The 16,343-nt window shown below is 70.7% G+C and carries 16 protein-coding genes; 9 read left to right on the top strand and 7 right to left on the bottom strand.

Translation table 11 applies throughout. The features are described 5' to 3' along the window. Positions 1-5: 5 nt before the first annotated feature. On the top strand, positions 6-926 hold the full coding sequence (mqnP, locus tag SMD11_RS18420) for a menaquinone biosynthesis prenyltransferase MqnP (RefSeq protein WP_087927487.1): 921 nt from the start codon (positions 6-8) through the stop codon (positions 924-926). A gap of 87 nt (positions 927-1,013) precedes the next feature. Here the strand turns inward: mqnP and SMD11_RS18425 are convergent, their stop codons facing one another. Then, a complete protein-coding gene (locus SMD11_RS18425) occupies positions 1,014-2,078 on the bottom strand; it encodes a hypothetical protein (protein ID WP_087927488.1) in 1,065 nt (354 codons plus the stop codon). A gap of 238 nt (positions 2,079-2,316) precedes the next feature. Between SMD11_RS18425 and SMD11_RS18430 the strand changes: the two genes are divergently transcribed. Then, positions 2,317-2,973, top strand: a complete 657-nt coding sequence (locus SMD11_RS18430) for a UbiX family flavin prenyltransferase (RefSeq protein WP_234366083.1) — start codon at positions 2,317-2,319, stop codon at positions 2,971-2,973. Between the two features lie 3 nt (positions 2,974-2,976). Here the strand turns inward: SMD11_RS18430 and SMD11_RS35480 are convergent, their stop codons facing one another. Beyond that, the gene (locus SMD11_RS35480) at positions 2,977-3,132 is read right to left on the bottom strand and encodes a hypothetical protein (protein ID WP_159395319.1); all 156 of its coding nucleotides are present in this window, start codon (positions 3,130-3,132) and stop codon (positions 2,977-2,979) included. Positions 3,133-3,253: 121 nt separating this feature from the next. Between SMD11_RS35480 and SMD11_RS18435 the strand changes: the two genes are divergently transcribed. The 5 genes from SMD11_RS18435 (at position 3,254) to SMD11_RS18455 (ending at position 7,854) form a co-directional block, all read left to right on the top strand. After that, complete coding sequence (locus SMD11_RS18435; protein ID WP_087927490.1) at positions 3,254-3,709, top strand: Lrp/AsnC family transcriptional regulator; 456 nt, start codon at positions 3,254-3,256, stop codon at positions 3,707-3,709. Between the two features lie 91 nt (positions 3,710-3,800). Next, positions 3,801-4,964: an aminofutalosine synthase MqnE gene (gene mqnE, locus SMD11_RS18440; RefSeq protein WP_087927491.1), complete on the top strand. Its 1,164-nt coding sequence runs from the start codon at positions 3,801-3,803 to the stop codon at positions 4,962-4,964. 69 nt (positions 4,965-5,033) lie between these two features. After that, a complete protein-coding gene (locus SMD11_RS18445; RefSeq protein WP_087927492.1) occupies positions 5,034-5,321 on the top strand; it encodes a DUF4229 domain-containing protein in 288 nt (95 codons plus the stop codon). A 373-nt stretch (positions 5,322-5,694) separates the two neighbouring features. Beyond that, on the top strand, positions 5,695-7,008 hold the full coding sequence (locus SMD11_RS18450; RefSeq protein ID WP_087927493.1) for a dicarboxylate/amino acid:cation symporter: 1,314 nt from the start codon (positions 5,695-5,697) through the stop codon (positions 7,006-7,008). 177 nt (positions 7,009-7,185) lie between these two features. Further along, positions 7,186-7,854 (top strand): TetR/AcrR family transcriptional regulator, encoded by a 669-nt coding sequence (locus SMD11_RS18455; protein ID WP_234366084.1) that lies wholly within the window; start codon positions 7,186-7,188, stop codon positions 7,852-7,854. A 136-nt stretch (positions 7,855-7,990) separates the two neighbouring features. Here SMD11_RS18455 and SMD11_RS18460 read toward each other — a convergent pair whose 3' ends face one another. The 3 genes from SMD11_RS18460 to SMD11_RS18470 all read right to left on the bottom strand — a co-directional run bounded on the left by SMD11_RS18460 (position 7,991) and on the right by SMD11_RS18470 (position 11,238). Beyond that, complete coding sequence (locus SMD11_RS18460) at positions 7,991-8,635, bottom strand: hypothetical protein (protein ID WP_087927494.1); 645 nt, start codon at positions 8,633-8,635, stop codon at positions 7,991-7,993. A gap of 293 nt (positions 8,636-8,928) precedes the next feature. Further along, complete coding sequence (locus SMD11_RS18465) at positions 8,929-10,107, bottom strand: lipase family protein (protein ID WP_087927495.1); 1,179 nt, start codon at positions 10,105-10,107, stop codon at positions 8,929-8,931. Between the two features lie 84 nt (positions 10,108-10,191). Further along, positions 10,192-11,238: an AraC family transcriptional regulator gene (locus tag SMD11_RS18470; RefSeq protein ID WP_087927496.1), complete on the bottom strand. Its 1,047-nt coding sequence runs from the start codon at positions 11,236-11,238 to the stop codon at positions 10,192-10,194. 141 nt (positions 11,239-11,379) lie between these two features. Here SMD11_RS18470 and SMD11_RS18475 point away from each other — a divergent pair, with 141 nt between their 5' ends. Next, the gene (locus SMD11_RS18475) at positions 11,380-13,299 is read left to right on the top strand and encodes an AMP-dependent synthetase/ligase (RefSeq protein WP_087927497.1); all 1,920 of its coding nucleotides are present in this window, start codon (positions 11,380-11,382) and stop codon (positions 13,297-13,299) included. Positions 13,300-13,467: 168 nt separating this feature from the next. Here SMD11_RS18475 and SMD11_RS18480 read toward each other — a convergent pair whose 3' ends face one another. After that, positions 13,468-13,671 carry a cold-shock protein gene (locus SMD11_RS18480; RefSeq protein ID WP_087927498.1) on the bottom strand — a complete coding sequence of 68 codons (204 nt, stop codon included), beginning with the start codon at positions 13,669-13,671 and terminating at the stop codon, positions 13,468-13,470. Between the two features lie 418 nt (positions 13,672-14,089). Between SMD11_RS18480 and SMD11_RS18485 the strand changes: the two genes are divergently transcribed. Continuing rightward, positions 14,090-14,941, top strand: a complete 852-nt coding sequence (locus tag SMD11_RS18485) for a menaquinone biosynthetic enzyme MqnA/MqnD family protein (RefSeq protein WP_087927499.1) — start codon at positions 14,090-14,092, stop codon at positions 14,939-14,941. Between the two features lie 296 nt (positions 14,942-15,237). On the opposite strand, the gene SMD11_RS18490 is transcribed toward SMD11_RS18485, so the two are convergent. After that, a complete protein-coding gene (locus tag SMD11_RS18490) occupies positions 15,238-16,257 on the bottom strand; it encodes an alpha/beta hydrolase (protein ID WP_234366420.1) in 1,020 nt (339 codons plus the stop codon). Positions 16,258-16,343: the final 86 nt, after the last annotated feature.

Here is a 16,343-nt window from a genome sequence, read left to right on the forward strand (position 1 = left end):
GGGCTGTGACCTCCACCGCCGAAGGGGTCCTCGGACCCGGCCCCGCCCCCGCCGGGGGCAAAATCCGGGCCTTCCTGCGCCTCGTGCTGATCGAGCACTCGATCTTCGCGCTGCCCTTCGCCTACATCGCCTCGTTCACGGCGATGTTCCAGGAGTACGGCGACATCCACTGGCTGCGGCTGCTGCTGGTGACCGTCGCCATGGTGGGCCTGCGGACGTTCGCGATGGCCTGCAACCGCATCATCGACCGGGAGATCGACGCCCGTAACCCGCGGACGGCGGGCCGCGAGCTGGTCACCGGCGCCGTGTCGGTGCGCTCGGCCTGGACCGGCGCGCTGATCGCCGTCGTGCTCTTCCTGGGCGCGGCCGCGCTGCTCAACCCGCTGTGCCTGGCGCTGGCCCCGATCGCCGTCGTGCCGATGGTCGTCTACCCGTACGGGAAACGGTTCACCAACTTCCCGCACGCGATCCTCGGCCTGGCCCAGGCGATGGGCCCGGTCGGCGCGTGGCTGGCGATCACGGGTACGTGGTCGTGGGACGCGGTGATCCTCGGCCTGGCCGTGGGCGTCTGGATCGGCGGCTTCGACCTGATCTTCGCCTGCCAGGACGTGATCGCCGACCGGGCGCACGGGGTGAAGTCCACGCCGGCCCGCTTCGGCGTCCCGGCCGCGCTGCACGGCGCCCGCGCCTGCCACGCCGTCACCACGGCCCTGCTGGTCTGGTACGCGCTGGCCACGGACGCCGGGGTGTTCTTCTGGGTGGGCCTGGCGGTGGTCGCGGTGGCGTTCGTCTACGAGCACACGATCGTCAAGCCGCACGACCTGTCCCGCCTGAACCGGGCATTCTTCAGCGTCAACAGCTTCATCGGAATTGCCCTTTTCGTGTGCGCGCTGCTGGACCTGCTGGTGCGGGGCCTGACGGTCTGACGCCGGCCCGTACGTACGCCGAAGGGCGGCCCCTCCTCGACGGAGGGGCCGCCCTTTTTCGTTGCGTTCAGCAGGCCGGGCCGGGGATCAGATCCCCATGTCCGAGTCCTTGCCGCCGCCGAGCTTGTCGCTGAAGAGCAGCATGCCCGCGCCGATCAGGTCCTGCGGCTTGAGCTCCTTGGCGCCGGCCGGGGCCTGGACCTTGCCCGCGCCGCCCTTGATGCCGAGGGTCAGCGGCAGCTCGCCCTTGACCTCGTCGTCGAGCTGAGCGAGGTCGACGGTCAGGGCGGAGACCATGCCGTCGCGCACGGCGACGTCGAGGGTCACGTCCTTGTTCTTGAGCTTGTCCAGGTCGCCGTCGACCTTGTCGGACTTGCCCTTGCTGCCCAGCTTGTCCTGGAGCGGCTTGAGGCTCTTGTTGAGGTCGTCGGCGAACTTCTTCGCCGGGACGGTGACCTTGACGTGGTCGGCGCCGTTCTTCTTGCCCGCGTCCTTGTAGGTCGCGTTGCCGTCGAGGGACTTCTGAAGCGCGTCGAAGAGCTGCTTCTGGTCCTTCGGGTCGAGCTTGGGCTTGTCGTCGGACTTGCCGTTGGCCTTGCTGAAGGCCTCGAAGGACTTCGTGTCCATCGCGACCCACTCGCCCTTGAGGGCGCCCTTGACGGAGTCCATGGAGGACGGCAGCGTGTCGGCCTTCTTGGCCAGCTCGTCGAAGTCGGGGCGACCGGTGGACTTGCCGGGGCCCTTCTTGTCGACCTTGGCGGCCAGGTCGCCGATGCCCTTGAGGTCACCGCGGAGGTAGACCTTGTCCGCGCCGAAGGCGCGGATCTCGACCAGCGGCTTGCCGTCCTTGCTGCCCAGGGCGACGGAGCCCTCGCCGTTCTCGTCCTCGGACTCGACGTCCTTGAGCGGCTTGTCGTAGCTGAGGGAGTAGGAGAGGCGCAGGTCCGCCAGCATGTCGGCGTGCTCGCGCTTGAAGTCCTTCTGGTCCTTCATCGCGGCGAAGATCTGGTCGGCGCTCGCGTTGAAGCCTATCTCCGCGCTCAGCGACTTCTGCCGGCCGAGCTTGTCGAACGCCTGCTTGACCTTGGCGTCCGGGCTGAGGTTCGCGTCCCCTCCGTCGCAGGCCGCCGTACCGGCGGTGAGAACGGCCACGCAGCCGACTGCGGCGAGAACCTTGCGCTTCCTGTGGATGATGAGCTCCCCGTGTGAGGGCCGCCGGGTGGGACGGCCGATAAGACAACTGAATCCAGTCCGAATAATCATGTCAAAGGACTTTCCCGCCGGATTCCCGGGCCAGGACTGCGGCGGGGAGCGCCCGGCACCTGCGGCTAGGCTCGGAGCCGTGGAGCCGTACGAACACGTAACGCAACGTCAGGAACGCCGGCCTTGGGTGGTCGGTGTCTCCGGCGCGTCCGGGACGCCGTACGCGGCGGCCGTGGTGCGGGGGCTGCTGGCCGCCGGTGAGGCCGTGGACCTGGTGGTCAGCCGGGCCTCGCGGCTCACGCTGCTGGACGAGACCGGGATCTCCTTCCGGGACGCCCACTGGCGCGAGGACCTGCGGAGCTGGCTGGAGCGGGGCGCCGACGGCAAGCCGCACACCTTCGGCGCGGAGGTGGCGGACCCGGCCCTCGCGGACGTGCGGTACTGGGCGGCCGGTGACCTCGCGGCCGGGCCGTCGTCCGGTTCGTACCCCGCCAAGGGGATGCTGATCGTCCCGGCGAGCACGGCCTGTGTGGCCGGGGTGGCGCTGGGGCTGTCGAAGGACCTGCTCCAGCGGGTGGCGAGCGTGACGCTCAAGGAGCGCCGCCCCCTGGTGGTCGCGGTGCGGGAGACCCCGCTGAGCGGCCAGACGCTCAAGCAGCTGGTGGCGCTGGACGAGGCGGGCGCCGTGGTGCTGCCCGCCTCTCCGGCGTTCTACGCGGGTGCGACGCACATCCAGGATCTCGTGGACTTCGTCGCCGGGCGGGTGCTGGACGCGGCGGGTGTGCCGCACCAGCTCTACCGCCGGTGGAGAGGGGAGCTGGGTGAAGCTCGCTCCCCGGGGTGAGGGTCAGCGCTTGCGGCCGCGGCCGGCGCGGTCCGCCTTGGCCTTCGGGGCCTGGCGCTCGGTGGTGGCGGGCTGGTGGGCACCCGAGCGGTTGGCCAGGTCCTGTAGCTCGCGCATACGGGCGTAGGCCATCTCGATCGTGTACACGGGGAAGATCACTCCTGAAGGATCGTCGTTGATCTAGGGATCTGAAGAGAGATTCACAGGTCGTGAACCCCTGCATGCCTTAGATTCTACATGTAAAGCGGCGAGTTCGCTGATTATTGAAAGGTGCCAGGTTATGGACGCGGTGGACAGGCAGCTCATCCAGGCCCTGCGGGAGAACGGCCGGGCCTCGTACGCGGAGCTGGGCCGGCTCGTGGGCCTCTCCGGGCCGAGCGTCACGGACCGGATCAACCGCCTGGAGGCGGCCGGTGTGATCACCGGCTACCGCGCGACCGTCAACGCCGCCTCGCTCGGCCTCGGCGTCACGGCGCTCATCGGCATCCAGCTCTCCGACGCGGCCGACCACGAGGACGTGGCGCGGCGGCTGCGCGACCTCGAGGAGATCGAGGACTGCTGGTTCATCGCGGGCGACGACTCGTACATGCTCAAGGTGCGCGTCGGTGACGTGGACGGCCTGGAGCGGACGATCCGCCGGCTGTCGGGGACCAAGGGCGTGAGCCGGACCCGTACGACGATCGTGCTGTCGACGAAGTGGGAGAACCGGGTCGGGGAGCTGCCCGAGGAGGTCTGAGCGGGACGGGGGGTCCGGGCGGGGCGGGGCCGCCGGCTAGGCGTAGGCTCGACAAGGTTGCAGAAGCGGATGTATGGGAGAGGCGGACGCAATGGACGCTGGGCTCAAGCGTGAGCTGGAGGACAAGGTCTTCGCCGGGGAACGGCTGACCCGTGAGGACGGCATCGCCCTCTACGAGTCCGACGACCTGGCGTGGCTGGGCGGTCTCGCGCACCACGTCCGCACGCGGAAGAACGGTGACGTCGTCCACTTCAACGTCAACCGTCACCTCAACATGACGAACGTGTGCACCGCGTCGTGCGCGTACTGCTCGTTCCAGCGCAAGCCGGGCGAGAAGGACGCGTACACGATGCGCATCGAGGAGGCCGTCCGCCTCGCCAAGGCGATGGAGAACGAGAACCTCACCGAGCTGCACATCGTCAACGGCCTGCACCCGACCCTGCCGTGGCGCTACTATCCGCGCTCGCTGAAGGCCCTCAAGGAGGCGCTGCCGAACGTCTCCCTGAAGGCGTTCACCGCCACCGAGATCCAGCACTTCGAGAAGATCTCCGGGCTGCCCGCCGACGAGATCCTCGACGAGCTGATCGACGCCGGTCTGGAGTCCCTGACCGGTGGCGGCGCGGAGATCTTCGACTGGGAGGTCCGCCAGCACATCGTCGACCACGACACCCACTGGGAGGACTGGTCGCGCATCCACCGCCTCGCGCACAGCAAGGGCCTCAAGGGCCCCTGCACCATGCTCTACGGGCACATCGAGGAGCCGCGCCACCGCGTGGACCACGTGCTGCGCCTGCGCGAGCTCCAGGACGAGACCGGCGGCTTCCACGTCTTCATCCCGCTGCGCTACCAGCACGACTTCGTGGACATGAAGGACGGCAAGGTCCGCAACCGCCTCCAGGCGCGGACCTCCATGGCCACCGGCGCCGAGGCGCTGAAGACCTTCGCGGTCTCCCGGCTGCTCTTCGACAACGTCCCGCACGTCAAGGTGTTCTGGGTGATGCACGGCGTGCAGACCGCCCAGCTCGCCCTCCAGCACGGCGCGGACGACATGGACGGCTCGGTCGTCGAGTACAAGATCACGCACGACGCGGACAACTACGGCACGCCCAACAAGCTGACCCGCGACGACCTGCTGGAACTCATCCGCGACGCGGGCTTCCGGCCGGTCGAGCGCAACACGCGCTACGAGATCATCCGTGAGTACCCGGGCCCGGACGCCTCGCTGCGCGAATCGCCGCAGGCGATGCGGGTGTGACCCGTGTCCCCGGGTCGTGCTTGACTGGAAGCGACCCTTTCGGTTGCCGTTGAGAAGAAGGTCCTGTCCGTGAGTAGCCAGAAGTTCGCCTCGCTCCGCTACACCGCCTCGCGTGTCGGCCTGCTCGTCGCGTGCTTCGCCGTCGTGTGGGTGCTCTGCTACTGGCACGTCATCCCGTTCGGCGCCAACGGCTCGAACGTGGTCTGGATGGTGCTGCTCGCGCTGATCCTCTCCGCGCCGCTCAGCTGGGTCCTGCTGCGCAAGCAGCGCGACGCGATGTCCGAGCAGATCGTGGAGCGCGTCGACCGCGCGAAGGCCCGGATGGCCGCCAGCAACGGTCAGGAGGACGGGGTGTAACCCTCGTCACACCGATTCGCCGCCCCGTCGTGGAGCTACCGCTCCACGGCGGGGCGTTGGCGTTCCCGGGCGGCTTACCGGACCCCAGGAGTCCACAACTTCCCAAAGAAGAGCTTTGAGTCCCTCAAAGTTCGAGTGTTAACGTATTGGACATGAAGACAGCAGCAGCGCAGCGATCCCTCACGAGCCACGTGCTCGTGGCGCGCCTGCACGTCGATCTTTGCCGCTGCGTCTCCGCGGCCTGTTGCCGCCGCTGACCTATGTCGCCCGCGGCCAGAACCTTGGGGGCACCTCCCGGCGTGAGCCGGGGGAGTACGGACCTCCTCCCTGGCGCGTTACGCCCTTTTTCTGACTTAAGTCCCCGGAGTTTCCGTTGCCATCTACGCCCACGTCCTCCCCGGCGTCCCTGCGCGGGCGCATACCCAAGGTCCCGTTCTGGGCCCAGATCCTGCTCGGCCTCGTGCTCGGCGCCCTGCTCGGCTGGGTCGCCAAGAGCGGTGACGTCCACTGGCTCGAGGTCACCCTCGACAAGATCGGCAGCGTCTTCGTCCAGCTGCTGATGGTCGTGATCGCGCCGCTGGTCTTCTTCGCCATCATGGTGTCGATCACCAACCTGCGGAACGTCTCCAACGCCGCGCGACTGGCCACCCGCACCCTGATGTGGTTCATGATCACCTCGCTGATCGCGGTGGTCATCGGTCTCGCCATCGGCCTGCTCACCGACCCGGGTTCGGGCACCGGCCTCACCGCGGCCGACGGCAAGGAGCCCAAGAAGCACGGCTCGTGGCTGGACTTCCTGACCGGGATCGTCCCCACCGACGTCATCACGCCGTTCACCGAGCTGAACGTCCTCCAGATCGTCTTCATGGCCGCCGCCGCGGGCATCGCCATCCTCCAGGTCGGCGACAAGGCCAAGCCCGTCCTCGACCTCAGCCAGGCCGCCCTGGAGCTGCTCCAGAAGGTCCTGTGGTGGGTCATCCGGCTCGCCCCGCTGGGCAGCCTGGGCCTGGTCGGCACGGCCATCGCCACCTACGGCTGGGACCTGATCGGCAAGTACGCGACCTTCACCGCGGACATCTACGTCGGCTGCGCCATCGTGATGTTCGGTGTCTACCCGCTGCTGCTGTCCACGGTCGCCAAGGTGAACCCGCTCCAGTTCTTCAAGGGCGCCTGGCCCGCCATTCAGCTGGCCTTCGTCTCCCGCTCCTCCGTGGGCACGATGCCGCTGACGCAGAAGGTCACCGAGCGCCTCGGCGTCCCGAAGGAGTACGCGTCCTTCGCGGTGCCCTTCGGCTCCACGACCAAGATGGACGGCTGCGCCTCGATCTACCCCGCGATCGCCGCGATCTTCGTCGCGCAGGTCTTCGACGTGCACCTGGAGATCCGGGACTACGTCCTGATCGCCTTCGTCTCGGTCATCGGCTCCGCCGCCACCGCCGGTCTGACCGGTGCCACGGTGATGCTGACCCTGACGCTCTCCACGCTGGGCCTGCCGATGGCGGGCGTGGGCCTGCTGCTGGCCATCGACCCGATCGTGGACATGATGCGCACCGCGACCAATGTCGCCGGCCAGTCCGTCGTGCCGATCCTGGTCTCGGCCCGCGAGGGCATCCTGGACCGCAAGGCGTACGACGCGGCGACCTCGTCCCCGCTGGAGCCGGTCCCGGCGACCGCCGCCGCGGCCTGACGGACACCCCCGCGGCCCGGCGCGGACTGGCCTGATCCTTGCGGTCGGGCCGGTTCGGCCTGAACCTCACTCCCCGACGTCCCTCCTCCCCGTAACATTACCTGCCGGTAACGTAGCGGGGGCGGAGGGACGTTTGTCGTGAATGCTGCACGAACTGACGCTGCTGAGGCCGGGACGATGACGAAGGACAGGCCCAAGCCGAAGGCCAGGATCAAGCGCATGCCGCGGGAGGTGCGCGAACGCCAGATGGTCGACGCCGCCGTGGAGGTCTTCGCGCGCCGCGGCTACCGCACGGCGTCGATGGACGAGATCGCCGAGCTGGCGGGTGCCTCGAAGCCGCTGGTCTATCTCTATCTGAACTCGAAGGAAGACCTCTTCAGCGCCTGCATACGGCGCGAGGCCGAGGCCCTGATCACGGCCGTCCGGGCGGCCGTCGACCCCGCCGCCCCCGCCGACCGGCGGCTGTGGAACGGGCTGCGGGCCTTCTTCGCCCACACCGCGGCCCACCCCGACGGCTGGGCGGTCCTGCACTGCCAGGCCCGCAGCCACGGGGAGCCGTTCGCGCTGGAGGTGGCCGCCCTGCGGCAGCGGCTCGTCGACGTCGTCACCCAGCTGATCGCCGACACGGCCCGGGACGGCGGCTGCACGGCGCCGCTGCCGGGCGAGGAGGTCACGGGGCTGGCCCACGCGCTGGTGGGCGCGGCGGAGTCGCTGGCCGGGTGGTCGAACGGGCTCACCGGCTCCGGGCGCTCCGACCGGGAGGCGGCCGAGACGCTGATGAACCTCGCGTGGGCGGGGCTGGGGAACCTGGCGAACGGGCGGCGCTGGGCGCCCGCCCGTTCGTAGCCGCTGCCGGTCCGCTGCCGGTCTGCCGCCGACCCGGCTGCCGGCCAGGTGCCGGCCGGTCCGCCGCCCGTACGCCGCCCCCCCGGCGGGCGGCCCCGGCCGTCCCTGGCCGTCCCCTCCGGAGCCCCCTCGGGCCTCAGCTCTCGGAACCCTTGCGGCGCCGGGCGGCGAGCAGGCCCGCCCCGCCGAGGACGCCGGCCGCGGCGAGTGCCCCGCCGACCAGACCCGGGTCGGTGTCCGGGCGGGAGGCGGGGGCCTCGCCCGCCGCGACGCCGCCCTTGGGCAGCTTCTTGCCGCCGTCGGTCTTCACGTCGGCCTTGGTGTCCTTCTTGGCGTCCGTCTTCGCGGTCCCGGTGTCCCGGGCCGCCTCGCCGTTCCCGCTCCTGACCGTCGTCTGGGTGATCCTCCCGGTCTTCCGGTCAAGAGTGACCTTCAGGCCACCGTCGAGCGTGACGGAGGGCGAGGAGGCGGTGAGGGTGCCGAAGACGAAGCCGTCGGGACCGGTGACGACCGCCTTGTACGAGCCGTCGGTGAGCTTGGTGATCACGGCGTACTTGCCGTCCCGGAGCGTCACCGTGCGGGAGGGTCCGGCCTTCTTCTCGCCCTTCTCGTCCTTCTCTTCCTTCTGTACGTCCGCCGTCGGCCGCGCGCTGCCACCGCCCGCCGTGCCCGGTGCCGGGCTCCCGTCGGAGGCGAACGCGGCGGTGGGGACCGCGACGACGCCTGCGAGAACGGTGGTGGCCATGACGGTGCGGAGTGCGGTGCGAGTGGTGGTGTTCATATGGCTCTGATCTCCTGACGGAGTCCGTGTGTGCCGCCCGTGCGGCGACCCGACACCACAGAAGTTATTTCGGGCACATCGGTACACGTATCGGCAAAAAGGGCAGAGCGGGGCCGGCCGTAAGGACTAGGTCAGGGCCCGGTTGTCAGTCCGAGGGGCGGAAACCGGTCAGACGTCAGCGCCTCGGTCCGGCCTCCGCCCGGCGTCGGCCCGGCGCCCCGAGGGGATGACGTGGACGCGCCGCGTCGCCGCCCCGAGGGCGTGACGCGGCGCGCGACGGGGCCGGGCGTCGGCTACGCCCGGCAGTTGCCGCTCGTCGGCTTGCCGGCGAAGCGGTCCGCGAGCCAGTTCGCGGCGGGGATCGATTCGGTGATCACGCCGAGGACATGCTCGCCGAGGGGGAGGGACTTCCACTGCACGGTGGCGTCCTTGGCGCACCAGTCGGCGCGCAGCCGGGTGCCGACCTCGTACGGGATCAGCTCGTCGATGACGCCGTGGTAGAGGTAGACCGGCCGGTCCGGGGCGTGCCGGCCGAGGTCGGAGGAGCGCAGGACGCGCTGCCAGTCGGCCTCGTAGAGCGGGTTGCGGACGGTGACGTCGGAGATCTTCTTGAAGAGACCGGCGACCGCCTCGACCCCCACGCAGCGCTCGCGCATCAGGTTGACGAAGAAGCGGCCCTTGTCGTTGAGGTAGCGCTCCAGGCCGAGCTCGGGGTAGGCCGCGTCCTGGCCGACCGCCGCCATGAGGACGAGGCCCGCGCCGATGCCGCCGTTGTTGTAGTCGGCCGTCTTGAGGAGATCGGCGGGGACGCCGCCGGTGGCCGTGCCCTTGAGGTTGAGCTCGGGGGCGTAGGAGTCGTGCAGCTCGGCGGCCCAGCTGGTGGCCTGGCCGCCCTGCGAGTAGCCCATGATGCCGACGGGCGCGTCCTTGGACAGGCCCGCCTCCGGCAGCCGCAGCGCCGCGCGCGCCGCGTCGAGGACGGCGTGGCCCTCGGCCCGGCCGACGGTGTACGTGTGCTCGCCGGGGGTGCCCAGGCCCTCGTAGTCGGTCACGGCGACCGCCCAGCCGCGCAGCGTGAGCTGCTGGATGAGGTTGGCCTCCAGCGTCGTGCCGTACGGGAAGCCGGCCGACGGCGCGCACTGGTCGCCCAGGCCCACGGTACCCACGGCGTAGGTGACGAGCGGGCGCGGGCCCTTTCTGCCGTCCTGGGGCACGATCACGGTGCCCGAGACGACGTTCGGGGTGCCCTTGGCGGTGGTGGAGCGGTAGGTGACGTGCCAGGCCTTGGTGTTCGTCGGCTGGCCGGGCAGCGGGTGGAAGGAGGTGGGGGCGGAGCTGACGACGTCCCCGGGGGACTTCGCCGCCTCCGCCCGCGGCCCGGCCGCGGCCGTTGGCGAGGCCGTGGCCGTGCCCACCCCGAGCGAGACGGCCAGGGCGGTGACGGCGGTGAGGGCGATGGATCGCAAGCGCATGCGGCTCTCCCGACTTTCCGTGGCGGTGAGTCAGTGAGGGTGACCGTAGTGACCGCGGTGTCGGCCTGGAGTTGACCGGGGAGCTCAGCTTTGCTGACCCTGCCGCCCCCGGCCGGTCTCCTCCAGCAGCCGGTAGGCGCCCGGCGTGGTGCCCGTCCAGCGGCGGAAGGCCCGGTGGAAGGCGGTGTCCTCCGAGAACCCCAGCCGCGCCGCCAGCTCCGCGATCGGCTCCCGGCCCTCCAGCAGGCTGCTGACCGCGGCTTCCTGCCGCACCTGGTCCGTCAGCCGCCGGTACGAGGTGCCCTCCTCGCGCAGCCGGCGGCGCAGCGTGGCCGGGCTCACCGCGAGCAGGGACGCCAGCTGCGCCACCTCCGGCAGCCGGGCGGCCCGCCCCTCGCGCATCGCCAGAACGAGTGAACGCCGTACCTGCTCCGCGACGGTCGTCCCGTACTCCCGGCGGCTGAGCAGCTCGGCGGGCGCCCGCCGCAGCAGCTCCTCCAGGGCGGTCTCGTCCTGGACGAGGGGCGCGGCCAGCCAGCGCGGGTCGAACCCGGTGCCCGTGCGGCGGGCGCCGAAGCGCACCGGGCAGCCGAACAGCTGGTCGTACTCGTTCGCGTACGGGGGCGCCGGATAGGCGAACTCGGCCCAGCGCAGCGGGATCCGCCGGCCGATCAGCCAGCTGGCCAGCCGGTGCCAGATGACGACCAGGCACTCGGTGAGGAAGCGGCCCTCGGCGAAGCCGCGCAGATCGCTGCGGACGGCGAACACCGCTTCGCTGTCGGTGTGTTCGAGCACGAGGTCCGGGCCGCCGGGGAACAGCCCGTAGAAGCGGGTGGCCCGCTCCAGGGCCGCGCCGAGGTCCCGGCAGGCGACGCAGGCGTAGCACATCATGGCGAAGGTGCCGCGGCGGCTGGGCGCCGGGCCGAGCCCCAGGAACTCGTCGCGGGTGGCCCGGCGCAGGGCCGTGACCAGCCGCGCGAACTGCTCGGGGGTGACCCGCGCCCGGTCGTCGCCGACGAGCAGCGGGGAGATCCGCGCGCCCTGGAGCAGGGGCACGGTGTCGATGCCGAGGCGGCGGGCGCCGCCGAGGGCTGCTCGCACGTAGTGCACGGTGATCGTGCGACGGCTCATGCGACGACGTTAGCCCGGTTGAGCGTTGGGGTCAGCGGTGCTGACGGTTCCGGTCATGTCGAATGCCCGACCGGGTTCTTAGCGTCATGGATGTCCTCAATGGCCGGACAGGCTTGAGTTTCAAGCTTTTTGGGAGGCGTCATGTCGCGGCAACGACCCCGCACGCTCGCTGTGCTCACGGAGTGGGCGGCCGAACGGTACGGCGGGGCACCGGCCTTGCGGTTCCGGTCCCGCGCCGGGGGCGGCGGGTGGACCGATGTCGGCTACACGGCACTGCGCGACTCCGTACGGGCGGTGGGGCGCGGGCTCCTGGCGCTGGGGGTGCGGCCGGACGACCGGGTGGCGATCCTCGCGGAGACCCGGCCGGAGTGGACCCGCGCGTACTTCGGCGCGCTGGCCGCCGGGGCGGTGATCGTGCCGGTCTATCCCACGGCGGGGGAGGAGGAGCTGGCCTGGGTGCTGGCCGACTCGGCGGCGTCGGTGGTGATCTGCGAGGACGCCGCGCAGGCGGAGCGGGTGGCGGCGGTACGGGTGAAGCTGCCGGAGCTGCGGCACGTGGTGCTGATGGAGGACGGGGGCGGGGACGCCGCCGCCCAGGGCGCGCGCGGCGGTGACGCGTCCGGCGAGGGCCTCCGCCGCGGCGGCCCGGCTCCCCTGGACGAGGGCGGTGGTGACGCCTTCTCCTCCGGCGCGCCCGGTCGTGACGTCCTCGTCCTGGACGCGCTGCCCGGCCCCGCGCCGGTCGAGGAGCTGCTCGCGCGGGCCGCGTCCCGGACGCCCGAGGACGTGTGTTCCCTCGTCTACACCTCCGGCACCACCGGCCCGCCGAAGGGCTGCCGGCTCACGCACGGCAACCTCGCCGTCGTCGACGACGCCTCCGCCGCGTTGCTCGGCAGCGAGGAGGGCGACGTCCTCTACCTCTACCTCCCGCTCGCCCACGTCTTCGCCCAGCTCGCCCAGCAGTCGGCGCTCGTCCAGGGCCGTACGCTCTGCTACTTCGGCGGCAGCGTCCGGGACGTCGTCGCCGAGCTGCGCGAGGTCCGCCCGACGCACCTGCCCTCCGTGCCCCGCCTCTTCGAGAAGGTCCACGCCGGGGCGCTGTCGGCGGCCGAGTCCCAGGGGCCCGAGGCGCGGGCCCGCTTCGACGCGGCGATACGCACCGGCCTGGAGGTCGCCGAGCTGCGCGCCCGGGGCGCGGAGCCCGGCGGTGCGCTGCTCGCGGCCTGGAAGGTGGCGGAGGAGGGACTCTTCGCGCCCGTCCGGGCGGCCTTCGGCGGCCGGCTGCGGGTGGCGATCACCGGGGCCGCGCCGATCGCCCCGCGTGCCCTGGAGTTCCTGCGGGCCTGCGGGGTCCCGGTCTTCGAGGGCTACGGCATGACGGAGTCCAGCGGGGTGATCACGATCAGCCACCCGGGCGGGCTGCGGCCCGGGACGGTGGGCAGGCCGGTGGACTGCTGCGAGGTGCGGATCGCGGAGGACGGCGAGGTGCTGGCCCGCGGCCCGGGGATCTTCGCCGGCTACCACGGGGCCCCGGAGGCGACCGCCGCGGTGCTGGACCCGGACGGCTGGCTGCACACCGGTGACGTGGGGGCCTTCGACGGGGACGGCTTCCTGAGGATCACCGGCCGGAAGAAGGACCTGGTGATCACCTCGGGCGGGAAGAACCTCGCCCCGGCGCCGGTCGAGTTCGCCCTCCAGCAGTCGCGCTGGATCTCCCGCGCGATCATGATCGGCGACCGGCGGCCGTACCCGGTCGCGCTGCTCACGCTGGACGCCGAGGAGATCGCGGCCTGGGCGGAGCGCGAGGGCCTCGCGCCCCTGGCCCGGCCGGCCGGACACCCTACCGTACGGGAGCTGTGCCGGAAGGCGGTCGACGCGGCGAACGAGCAGCTCTCCGGGCCCGCCCGGATTCGCGCGTTCGCGATTATCGACGGCGACTTCACGGTGGCCGACGGATCACTGACGCCCACTCTGAAAGTGCGCCGGGCGGTGATCGCCGAACGGTACGCGAGCGAGATAGACGCCCTCTACCACCATCGTCCGATCAAAAGTGAAAAATAAACGTCAGAATTTCATGTTTAAGTGAAAGCCTGACGAACAGAAGGTGAAAAAGGCAGGAGCCCTGCCACTCCGCCGGAGAAGGCGGGGGCAGGGCTCCTTGGGTACAGCATGCGACCGCGATCGGTCGGTGCGGCAGCACCCTTGGATCATGAAGATCCGGTGGGGTGACTACTGCGGGGTGACGTTCTCCGCCTGCGGGCCCTTCGGACCCTGCGTGACGTCGAAGGTGACCTGCTGGTTCTCCTCGAGGGAGCGGAAGCCAGCGGCGTTGATCGCGGAGTAGTGGACGAAGACGTCGGGGCCCCCGCCGTCCTGGGCGATGAAGCCAAAGCCCTTTTCAGCGTTGAACCACTTCACGGTTCCGGTAGCCATAAAGCCCTCCTTGGGCCAAAGGGTTGCCCTGCTCCAGAACCTGCGAGAAGTCTGAAAACTACAAAAGCCTGCGGGGTCACATGCTCCGCAGGCTCTGTACTGCAAGGGAAACCAAACTGCAACTTGCGGCGAGCCTAGCACGCGAGGTTCTCACTGGGAAAGAGTCGAAGATCACGCTGTCGGATGGTTTTCCCGCTCTCCGGACCGGAAAAGATCGACGGTCGGGCACCGGTTGTCGAGCCGGTCGCCGGACCGGGTTCCGGGCCTGGTCCCGGGCTCGTCCAGGGCTGGTTCAGGGCCGGTTCCGGACGGCTTCCGGGCCGGGCCGCATCGGGCCGCACCGGGCCGTCAGTCGCCCGGCGCCGCGCCGCGCACCCCCGCCCCGGCCGCCCCCGCCGTCCGGGGCTAGCCTCCAGATGTGGACAATTCAGCCTCAGCCCGCCCCCGCGTCGGCCACATCCAGTTCCTCAACTGCCTGCCCCTCTACTGGGGGCTCGCCCGTACGGGCACGCTGCTCGACCTGGACCTGACCAAGGACACCCCCGAGAAGCTCAGTGAACGGCTGGTCCGCGGCGACCTGGACATCGGTCCGGTCACCCTGGTCGAGTTCCTGCGGAACGCCGACGAGCTCGTCGCGCTGCCGGACATCGCGGTGGGCTGCGACGGCCCGGTGATGTCCTGTGTGATCGTCTCGCAGCTGCCGCTGGACAAGCTGGACGGGGCCCGGGTCGCCCTCGGCTCCACCTCGCGGACGTCCGTACGCCTCGCGCAGCTGCTCCTCGCCGAGCGGTTCGGCGTGACGCCGGACTACTACACCTGCCCGCCCGACCTCAGCCTGATGATGCAGGAGGCCGACGCCGCCGTGCTCATCGGCGACGCCGCCCTGCGGGCCTCGCTGCACGACGCGCCCCGGCTCGGGCTGGAGGTGCACGACCTGGGCTCGATGTGGAAGGAGTGGACGGGGCTGCCGTTCGTCTTCGCGGTGTGGGCCGTGCGCCGGGACTACCTGGCCCGGGAGCCGCGCATCGTCCGTAAGGTCCACGAGGCCTTCCTCGCCTCCCGGGACCTCTCCCTGGACGAGGTCGCGAAGGTGGCCGAGCAGGCGGCCCGCTGGGAGGCCTTCGACGCGGAGCTGCTGGAGCGCTACTTCACGACGCTGGACTTCCGCTTCGGGGCGGAGCAGCTGGCGGGCGTGACGGAGTTCGCGCGGCGGACGGGGCCGACGACGGGGTTCCCGGGGGATGTGCGGGTGGAGTTGCTGCGGCCCTGACGCGGTCGGGGCCGGGTGGGGTACGGCGGGCGGCCTGGGGGAACGGGCCGGGCCGCGCGCCGTGGGGGTGCGGCGGGTGCGGGGTGCGGTGGTGCGCCTGCGGCGGGCCTGTTCCCCACCCCGCCCCTTCCCGGAACCGGGGCTCCGCCCCGGACCCCGGTCCTCAAGCGCCGGACGGGCTGAGTTGTCGCCCGGAACCGGGCGAAGTCAAGCCCGTCCGGCGCTTGAGGACATTCGGGAAGGGGCGGGTAGGGGACAAAGCCCCGCGCAGCGGCAACCGCCCCCTCAGGACCGGGTCAGGGCGCGACCGGCCCCTCCATGTGGTCGCTGATCCACTTCATGCTGCTCGCGTCCATCCCCTGGATGTACGTCTTCGCGTTGTGGCTGCCACCCTGGATCACCTGAAGGTTGGTGTGCACCGGACCCTTGTTGCCGTAGGTCGCGATGAACTTGTCCACGTGCGGGATGACGCTGCTCTCCTTCGACCCGTACTGGAAGGCGAGGTAGACGTCCGGCCCCTTGCGGGCGATGAGGTCCTTCGCCAGCAGCTCGGGGTTGTTCTCGTTCTTCTCCTTCTCGTGGCCCTTCCACAGCGGGGAGTCCGGGACGATGTCCGGGCCGGAGGCGATCACGGCCTTGAACTTGTCCGGGTGCTTCAGGACGGCCTTGAGGCCGGCGAAGGCGCCGGAGGAGGAGCCCATGAAGGCCCAGCCGTCGCGCGACTTCACCGTGCGGAAGTTGGCCTTCATCAGGTCCGGGACGTCCTCGGTGAGCCAGGTGCCCATCTTCGGCTGGCCGGGGATGTCACTGCCGTCCCAGTACAGGCCGCCGTCGTCCGGCTTCGGGTTGAGGACCGGCATGGCCAGGATGAACGGCTTGCCCTTGCCCTCGTTGTACCACTTGGTGATCGACGACTCGAGGTGCAGACCGCCGTCGTCCATCCAGTAGTTGTTGGGGAAGCCGGGGCCGCCGGGGAGCGCGACGAGGACCGGGAAGCCGTGGTCCTTGAACTTCGGGTCGTTGTACGCCTTGGGCGCCCAGACCCACACCTTGCCCGTGAAGCCGGACTTCTTGCCCTCCAGCGTCGTGACGCCGACCTGGGTGCCGTCGGAGAGGGTGCTGGTGTTCTTGAACACGGTCTTGGGGCCGGTCGGCAGCGAGACCTTGGAGTCCGGCTTCTGCGCGCCGTTCGCGCCGCCCGCCTGGCCGCCGCTCGGCTCGTCCTGGCCGAAGGTGACCGGCTTGCCCTTGTCCGAGAACGGGCCGATCTTGAAGTAGTTCAGGACGCCGGCGGTTATCAGCCCGAGCACGGCTATGGACGCCACGACGATGGTCCATCGTTTGGCGCGGGATGCCCGGCGGTGGCCTTGGGACTGGTAAGCCCCATGGGGGTTCGAATGCG

The sequence above is a fragment of the Streptomyces albireticuli genome (assembly GCF_002192455.1).
Classification (GTDB): Bacteria; Actinomycetota; Actinomycetes; order Streptomycetales; family Streptomycetaceae; genus Streptomyces; species Streptomyces albireticuli_B.